At 62.2% G+C, this 7,965-nt stretch carries 8 protein-coding genes; 5 read left to right on the forward strand and 3 right to left on the reverse strand.

The window, feature by feature from the left end; genetic code table 11:
• Genes hsaD through hsaB form a run of 3 tightly spaced genes read left to right on the forward strand, consistent with a single transcriptional unit; the run spans position 1 to position 2,362 of the window.
• Positions 1-879 (forward strand): 4,5:9,10-diseco-3-hydroxy-5,9,17-trioxoandrosta-1(10),2-diene-4-oate hydrolase, encoded by an 879-nt coding sequence (hsaD, locus tag ACWF6P_RS20480; RefSeq protein WP_378448260.1) that lies wholly within the window; start codon positions 1-3, stop codon positions 877-879.
• A complete protein-coding gene (hsaC, locus tag ACWF6P_RS20485; RefSeq protein ID WP_003945585.1) occupies positions 879-1,781 on the forward strand; it encodes an iron-dependent extradiol dioxygenase HsaC in 903 nt (300 codons plus the stop codon). The genes hsaD and hsaC overlap by 1 nt, the downstream gene beginning before the upstream one ends.
• Complete coding sequence (gene hsaB / locus ACWF6P_RS20490) at positions 1,778-2,362, forward strand: 3-hydroxy-9,10-secoandrosta-1,3,5(10)-triene-9,17-dione monooxygenase reductase subunit (RefSeq protein ID WP_283307210.1); 585 nt, start codon at positions 1,778-1,780, stop codon at positions 2,360-2,362. Before hsaC ends, hsaB begins: the two co-directional genes overlap by 4 nt.
• A gap of 67 nt (positions 2,363-2,429) precedes the next feature.
• On the opposite strand, the gene ACWF6P_RS20495 is transcribed toward hsaB, so the two are convergent.
• Complete coding sequence (locus tag ACWF6P_RS20495) at positions 2,430-3,254, reverse strand: Abi-alpha family protein (RefSeq protein WP_054188052.1); 825 nt, start codon at positions 3,252-3,254, stop codon at positions 2,430-2,432.
• 2 nt (positions 3,255-3,256) lie between these two features.
• Positions 3,257-4,531 (reverse strand): DUF445 domain-containing protein, encoded by a 1,275-nt coding sequence (locus ACWF6P_RS20500; RefSeq protein ID WP_003945674.1) that lies wholly within the window; start codon positions 4,529-4,531, stop codon positions 3,257-3,259.
• A 330-nt stretch (positions 4,532-4,861) separates the two neighbouring features.
• Here ACWF6P_RS20500 and thrS point away from each other — a divergent pair, with 330 nt between their 5' ends.
• Positions 4,862-6,082 carry a threonine--tRNA ligase gene (gene thrS / locus ACWF6P_RS20505; protein WP_452622262.1) on the forward strand — a complete coding sequence of 407 codons (1,221 nt, stop codon included), beginning with the start codon at positions 4,862-4,864 and terminating at the stop codon, positions 6,080-6,082.
• Here the strand turns inward: thrS and ACWF6P_RS20510 are convergent.
• Positions 6,079-6,525 carry a MarR family winged helix-turn-helix transcriptional regulator gene (locus tag ACWF6P_RS20510; RefSeq protein ID WP_003945852.1) on the reverse strand — a complete coding sequence of 149 codons (447 nt, stop codon included), beginning with the start codon at positions 6,523-6,525 and terminating at the stop codon, positions 6,079-6,081. The two genes, thrS and ACWF6P_RS20510, sit on opposite strands and share 4 nt — an antisense overlap.
• Positions 6,526-6,668: 143 nt before the next feature.
• Here ACWF6P_RS20510 and ACWF6P_RS20515 point away from each other — a divergent pair, with 143 nt between their 5' ends.
• Positions 6,669-7,865, forward strand: coding sequence for an MFS transporter (locus ACWF6P_RS20515; protein WP_452622263.1), 1,197 nt, complete (start codon positions 6,669-6,671; stop codon positions 7,863-7,865).
• Positions 7,866-7,965: the final 100 nt, after the last annotated feature.

Consider the following 7,965-nt stretch of genomic DNA (forward strand, 5'->3'; position numbering starts at 1 on the left):
GTGACAACCACCGAAGAAGCCCTCACCTACGAGTCCACTTCGCGGTTCGCGCAAGTGCGCCCCGATCTGAAACTGCATTTCCACGAGGCGGGCGTCGGCAACGACAAGACTATCGTGCTGCTGCACGGTGGTGGCCCAGGTGCGTCGTCGTGGTCGAACTTTGCCCGCAACATTCCGGTGTTGGCGAAGAACTTTCACGTCATAGCGGTCGATCAGCCCGGCTACGGGCAGTCCGACAAGCCGACGGACCACCCGCAGTACTTCGTGCACAGTGCGTCGGCGCTCAATGATCTCCTGGACACGCTCGAGATCACCGGTCGAGTTGATCTGCTGGGCAATTCGCTCGGTGGTGGCGCTGCTGTTCGCTTTGCGCTCGACTACCCGGACCGTGCCGGTCGCCTCGTCCTGATGGGCCCCGGCGGTCTGAGTGTCAACCTGTTTGCGCCGGACCCCACCGAGGGCGTCAAGAATCTCGGGAAGTTCAGCTACCAGCCCACCCGTGAGAACCTCGAAGCATTCCTGCGGATCATGGTCTTCGATCAGAAGCTGATCACGCCGGAACTCGTCGACGAACGCTTTGCTGCGGCCAGTACTCCCGAGTCGCTCGCTGCGGCCAAGGCGATGGGTAAGTCCTTCTCCAGCGGCGACTTCGAGCTCGGCATGCTCTGGCGCGAGGCGTACAAGCTTCGGCAGCGTGTGTTGCTGATCTGGGGCCGTGAGGATCGGGTCAACCCTCTCGACGGCGCACTGGTTGCGCTCAAGATGATCCCGCGCGCGCAGCTCCACGTCTTCGGCGGTTGTGGTCACTGGGCGCAGCTCGAGAAGTTCGACGAATTCAACCGGCTCGCAACCGACTTCCTGCTCGACGGAGGTAAATGATGGGTATTCGATCTCTGGCGTACATGCGCATCGGGGCCACCGACATGGCTGCGTGGCGCGAGTACGGACTCAAGATCCTCGGCATGATCGAGGGCAAGGGCGTCGACGCGGAATCGCTGTATCTGCGTATGGACGACTTCCCGGCACGTCTTGTCATCGTTCCGAATGACACGGATCGCCTACTCGTCTCCGGGTGGGAAACCGCGAATGCGGCTGAGCTGCAGGATATCCGTGACAGGTTGTCAGCGGCCGGTGTTCCGTTCAAGGAAGGCACGGCGGAGCAACTCAAGGACCGTCGCGTCGTCGAGATGATCGCGTTCGAGGACACCTCGGGTAACTCCCTCGAGGTGTTCCACGGCGCCGCGCTCGAACACCGCCGAATCGTGAGCCCGTACGGGCACAGGTTCGTGACGGGGGAGCAGGGGCTCGGCCACGTCGTGCTCACCACCGACGACGACGACGCTTCGCTCCGGTTCTACCGCGACGTACTCGGATTCAAGCTTCGCGATTCGATGCGTCTGCCTCCGCAGATGGTCGGGCGGCCCGCTGACGGCGACCCGGCGTGGCTGAGGTTCCTCGGCTGCAACCCGCGTCACCACAGCTTGGCGTTCCTGCCGTTGCCCAACCCGACGGGCATCGTGCACCTGATGCTCGAGGTGGAGAACTCCGACGACGTCGGACTGTGCCTCGACCGGGCATTGCGCAAGAAGGTCAAGATGTCGGCGACTCTCGGTCGCCACGTTAACGACGAGATGCTCTCGTTCTACATGAAGACTCCGGGCGGGTTCGACATCGAATTCGGTTGTGAGGGGCTAGAGGTCGAGGACGAAAACTGGATCGCGAGGGAAAGCACGGCCGTGAGCCTGTGGGGTCACGACTTCACGGTGGGAATGAAGCCGTGAGTTCGCCCGACGCGTCGGTGAGCGCGGAGCAGGCGATCGATCCGCGCCAGTTCCGCACGGTTCTCGGGCAGTTCTGCACGGGTATCACCATCATCACGACAGTCGACGACGGTGAACCAGTCGGGTTCGCGTGTCAGTCTTTCGCCGCCCTGTCACTCGACCCGCCTTTGGTGTTGTTCTGCCCCACCAAGGGTTCTCGGTCGTGGGCGGCAATCGAGCGGACCGGGAAGTTCGCCGTCAACGTGTTGGCGGAGGAACAGCAGGCGGTGTGTGCTCGTTTCGGGTCGCGTGAGCCGGACAAGTTCGCCGGTATCGATTGGACGCCATCACCGCTGGGCTCACCGATCATCGAAAAGTCGCTCGCACACATCGACTGCACAGTCGAAACCGTCCACGACGGCGGCGATCACTACGTCGTCTTCGGTCGGGTGTCGTCGATGAGTGAGATCAAGACCGAACGCCCGCTGCTCTTCTACCGCGGGCAGTACACGGGCATCGAGCCGGACAAGACCGTGCCGGCGACCTGGCGTGACGATCTGGAAGCGTTCCTGACGACCACGACGGAAGATACCTGGCTGTAGGGGGCAAGCCCCCCGTGAGTGGTTAAGGAGTCCAGGGGCTCCTTAACCACTCACGGGGCTGGAGGCCCTACAGAGAAAAACAGGTATGACAGAAGTCGTCACCGAACGGCGTCAGCAGGATGCTACGACGCACTATCTTGTTCGATCGTCCTGCGCGCTTGACCGCCTCGATCACCGACGGCTGCACCTCGACCACCTGGTACCGGTCGGCCTCGACGGGCTCGCGTGAGAACGCCACCAAACCGAGCCGATGCAGGTTGTTCAGGTAGGCGCTGATGCGGTCCAGATGTCGACATCCCGCCAGTTCTCCGATCATCGACAGACCCTCGTCGATCATCTCCGAGCCGACTCCGAACGGCCGCGCCGTGCGCACGTCGACGCTCGGTTGTGCGCCGGAGGTGGCCAACAGCCGAAGAATTCGAGCTTCGTCGGGTGCGATCTCGTCGAGGATCCGGTCGTAAGCCGGGTGCAGATCGTCGCGATCGGTCACGTCCGCGGAACGATCCAGCAACCTGTCACCACGTGCCCGCAGCGCCGCGAGAGTGGCCTCGACGCTCTGTTTGCGATTGGTACGAGTTGCCATTGCTGCCCGCAGGTTCTCCGTCCGCGAGCCGTCTCCGTTGGTGTTCTCGGCCCGACGTTCGGATTGCACGTTGGCGGATTCTGCGGCCTCTGCCGCGGCTTCGGCGGCGGCCTGAACGATCTGCCGCGTCGCCTCCTTCGCCGTTCCGAAAGCCCAACCCGTCAGCTTGATCGACGTGAGCGTCGTCGTGGCGGTAAGCCCGACAAGGCTACGGATCAGACGCTTTTCGACGGATTCGACCGGCGTGATGTCCGCAGCCCAGTCGTACGATTCCGCTTCGACGATCATGCGATGGTCGTGCTCACTCATGCTCATACTCCGAATATTGCGAGGTGTAGGAAACCGGCAAACGAGCCCAGCACGGCCCCGTGTACGAACAACAGCCACTCGTCCTGCTTGACGGCTGAGCGTAGTAGTTCGCTGAAATCTTCCGGTGAAAGGATGCTCATGCGTTCGGTGACGAAGACACGAATCTTCTCCGACTGGTTCTCGGCGAACTCCGCGTCCTCGAAGACCCTTGGGTACAGGTCGAGCACTTCGGTGGTGGCCAGTCCGGGCAGACGCTTGTAGCTCTGCGAACCGACGGTCATCTTGACCACCGACTTTGCCCAGCCGGCTGCGTCGTCGACGGATTCGCGCAGTACCTGATCGAGCATCCGCCGCGTTCGGTCCGAGCGGGGACCTTCGAGGAGTTCGGTGCCGATGTTCTCGAGCGTCACGACGTGATCGGCGAGGGTTTTTGCGTACCCGGCGATGATCTCGGTGCGTCGCTTCAGGAAGAGCCCCTGCCTCCACGGCACCCAACGGTTGGGGGTGATCGGCTCGAAGATCATCGTGATGCCGAGGTAGTTCACGATGTATCCGATGATCACACCGCCGATGGGAAGCACCCACCACTGCGGAACCAGATGGAGGATTCCGACGAGCACGAAGCCCATCGGGAATCCGAAGTAGAAGCCGAAGTTCTGCATGAACCTGAGTTCTTTGTTGCCCATCGTGCGGAAGATGTCGTTGAGCAGTTTGGGGTGCGAGGAGAGGTAGCGGATCACCATCAGCTTCGCGTCGATGAACTCGTCGATGTCCTCTTCGATGCGGTCGGTGATCATGCGCACGCTGGCCGGCAGATCGTCCTCCACTTTGCGGAAGACGGCTTCCTTCACCGACGTCGGAAGGTTGTGCCAGAGCTGAGGATTCTCGGCCGTCATGATTCTGGTGACCACGCCGCGCACTTCACTGCGAGAGATATTCACCAAGTGCTCGGCGATGCTGTCCGGGTCCAGGACGCGGTAGAAATCGGCGATGCTGCCGACTTTCGCGAGGGATTTGTCGACGGCAATCGACGCCATCTTCTCCGCCCGCGAGGGGACGATGCCTTGCCAACCGAATCGGCCGTCGCTGGTGATCGCGGGGATCACCTGAACGCGTCGGGGGAGGAACGGGAAGAGCAGTTTGAGGCCGGGCACTTTGATTCCGTGGAAGTTGATCGGCGCAAAAAGCATCAGGACGCCCGACCAATTGGTGATGTACCCGATGATTCCCGTGAACAAAGGAATGGTGATCAACTGTTCGAGCAAGTGGTCCGGCACCGTCGCACATCCTCCTCATATCCGAGAACCTCACGTTCGGACATGATTGCCGAAACTTCGCTCTTCGTGGGTGTTTCGTTGGCTACTGCTGCGCCTTCCCAGTTGCGTCAGCATAGAGGCCCGACAATTCGGGCTGTAGGTGGGTCGGAAGTTGATGTAACCTCACGTACATGGTCAGTATTGCGCACAACACGACGACGCCGGTTCTCTTCCGGCGCATCGTTTAGCAACTGCTGACCGAACCCTTTCAGCCCCGGGAGTTATCGCCCCGGGGCTTTCCTGTTTCGTCGCTCCGTGTGCGTCTCCCCTTGAACGATGTGGAGACCTCTCATGAGCGCTGACCACCGCGAACTCGGGCGCGACCTGGAGTTTTTCGCCACCACCCCCATAGTCGGGGCCGGCCTCCCACTCTGGTTACCGGACGGCGCGATCATCAGGAACGAACTCGAAAAGTTCGCCGCCGAACAAGCAGCGCGATCCGGATGCCGGGGTGTCTATACCCCCGTTATGGCGAAGAAAGAGTTGTACGAGAGATCTGGGCATTGGTCCAAGTTCTCGGACGACATGTTCCCTGAAATGAAGATAGGCGGAGAGTCATTTCTCCTTCGTCCGGCTAACTGTCCTCATCACGCTCAGGTATTCGCCGCTCGCGGTCGTAGTTATCGCGAGTTACCTTTCCGCGTTCGTGAACTCGGCTCGATGTTCCGTAGCGAACTCTCCGGAGTTCTCAGTGGACTGAACCGCGTCAGACAGATCAATCTCGACGACGCACACGTCTTCTGTAGTCGCGAACAAGTGCAAGCGGAAGTGATCGTCGCGCTCGACGCGATCGAGCGCTGCTACTCGACTCTGGGGATTGTCGAACGGAAGTACCGCCTCTCGATCAGAGGGGGAGAGGGGCAGTACCTCGGCACCGACGAGCAGTGGGCGGACGCCGAGGATCACCTTCGCGGGGCGCTGAATGCACGCTCGATCGAGTACGTGGAAGCGAAGGGGGAGGCGGCGTTCTACGGTCCCAAGATCGACGTCCAAGTGCGAGACGCGCACGGCCGCGAGGAAACACTCTCGACCGTCCAACTCGACTTCAATCAACCGGAACGGTTCGACCTCGAGTACACCGCGGAAGACGGATCCAAGGCTCGCCCCGTCATGATCCATCGGGGCTTGCTTGGGTCGATGGAACGCATGACTGCGCTCTTGATCGAAAGGTTCGAAGGGCGGATGCCGCCATGGCTGGCACCCAACCAAGTCTCGATCCTGCCTGTCGGCGACCGGCACCAGGTTGAGGCCGAGTGTTTGCGGGCTGATCTCGCGGCTCGCGATGTTCGAGTGGCGATCGCAGCCGACGGATCGTTGGGACGTCGCATACGCGAGGCACGCACTCACCGTGACCCGTACATCGCGGTGATCGGGGACAACGAGGTGCACGGCGGTGCCGTCGACGTTCTGGTCCCCGCGCGTGGTGGGCGGGCGGTCGTCGACGCGGGTGTGTTTGTCGCTCAGGTGGTCTCGGACATCAAAGCGCGTGCCCTGCTTCCGGCAGCTTTCTAGCCGACGGGAAGCTCGTGGAGGGCGCGCACCAATGGCGCGAGTTCGGGTGTCTTGCATGCCTCGTCGAGTGCGGCTTCGAGGGTGGCGTCGTGCGTCGGCCGTGCGCTTTCGAGAAGCTCGCGGCCGGCCGGCGTCAACTCCGTGTAGATGCCTCGACGGTCGTCGGCGCACAGGATGCGCGTCAGTAGTCCTCGATCTTCGAGTCGATTGACCAAGCGCGTCGTGGCGCTGCTGCTCAGTGCGGCAGCGCGAGCCAGTTGGGCCATGCGCATGTGCCAGCCGTCCTGGCGGCTCAGTGCGTCGAGCACGGTGTATTCGACGACGGACAGCTTGTGCTCACGCTGGAGCGCGCGTTCCAGTTCGGTGTCGAGGGCGCCGTGCAGTGCTGCGAGCGTGCGCCACCCTTGCGAACGGATTTCGACGGCGTCGTCGGCGATCCCCATGTGATTCTCCTTGTCCGTTTCCTGCGGCTCCAGGTTACCAGCTTGCGCATGTAGCGCGCGCGTGCAACTATTTATAGCGCGCCTGCAACTAATGCACACGCCCGCTAACGGCTTACGCGTAAATCTGTGAAAGGAACATCGAGATGCCATTGGGTCTCATTGCCCTCGCTATGGGCGGGTTCGGGATCGGCCTCACCGAATTTGTCATCATGGGCCTCCTGCCCGAGGTCTCGGCTGATTTCGAGGTCACCGAGTCCGTCGCGGGCTACCTGATCTCGGGCTACGCACTGTCGGTGGCGATCGGCGCGATCCTCCTGACCGCTGCCGTCACCCGCTTCGAGCGCAAGAAGGTCCTTCTCTCGCTCATGGTGCTGTTCATCATCGGCAACCTGATGTCCGCGCTCGCCCCGTCATACGAGGTCATGATGGGCGGACGCATCGTCGCGGCGCTGTGCCACGGTGCGTTCTTCGGAATCGGCTCGGTGGTTGCCGCCGACATGGTCGCTCCCAACAAGCGGGCCGGTGCCATCGCGATGATGTTCGCGGGCCTGACCATCGCCAATGTCCTCGGCGTTCCGTTCGGCACGCTGCTGGGCCAGCAACTCGGATGGCGCTCGACGTTCTGGGCCATCACCGTCATCGGGGTCATCGCCCTGATCGGAATTGCAGCACTTGTCCCGACGACGCCCGCAAGCACGACCGGCGGCGGATTGCGCGGAGAGTTGGGGGCGTTCCGCAACAAGCAGGTTTGGCTCTCGATCGCCATCACCATCCTCGGCTACGGCGGAATGTTCGGAGCCTTCACCTACATCGCCTTCACCCTCACCGAGGTAACGGGATTCGCGACGTCCAGCGTTCCGTGGCTGCTCATCCTCTTCGGCTCGGGCCTGTTCGTCGGTAACTTCCTCGGCGCCAAGGCTGCCGACCGCTCGCTGACGAAGGCACTGGTCTGGATTCTCGCGATCCTGACCGTCGTTCTGATCGTGTTCGCCGCCACCGCGGAGAGCAAGGTCATGACCGTGATCTCGCTGTTCTTCATGGGCGCCTTCGGTTTTGCGACGGTTCCCGGTTTGCAGATGCGGATCATGAACTACGCGTCGGCAGCACCGACCATGGCCTCAGGTGCAAACATTGCCGCCTTCAATGTCGGCAACGCGCTCGGTGCGTGGCTGGGCGGAATCACCATCGCCGCGGGACTCGGCTTCACCTCCCCGATCTGGATGGGAGCGGCAGTCACCGTCGCCGGTCTGCTGGTCTTGATCGTCGCGGCGAAGATCGACCGCCCGGCAGCGTCAGAGCAGTCGACGGCGACCACCTCGCTGCACCCGACTGCCGCCTGAACCTTGCCACTGCGCTCTGACCCCATCGCGTGAACGTATCGCTCCCCTTGTCTAACAAGGGGAGCGATACGTTCACGCGGGGCAGGTGGGGCGGTATTCG

The sequence above is a fragment of the Rhodococcus sp. NPDC055024 genome (assembly GCF_053608585.1).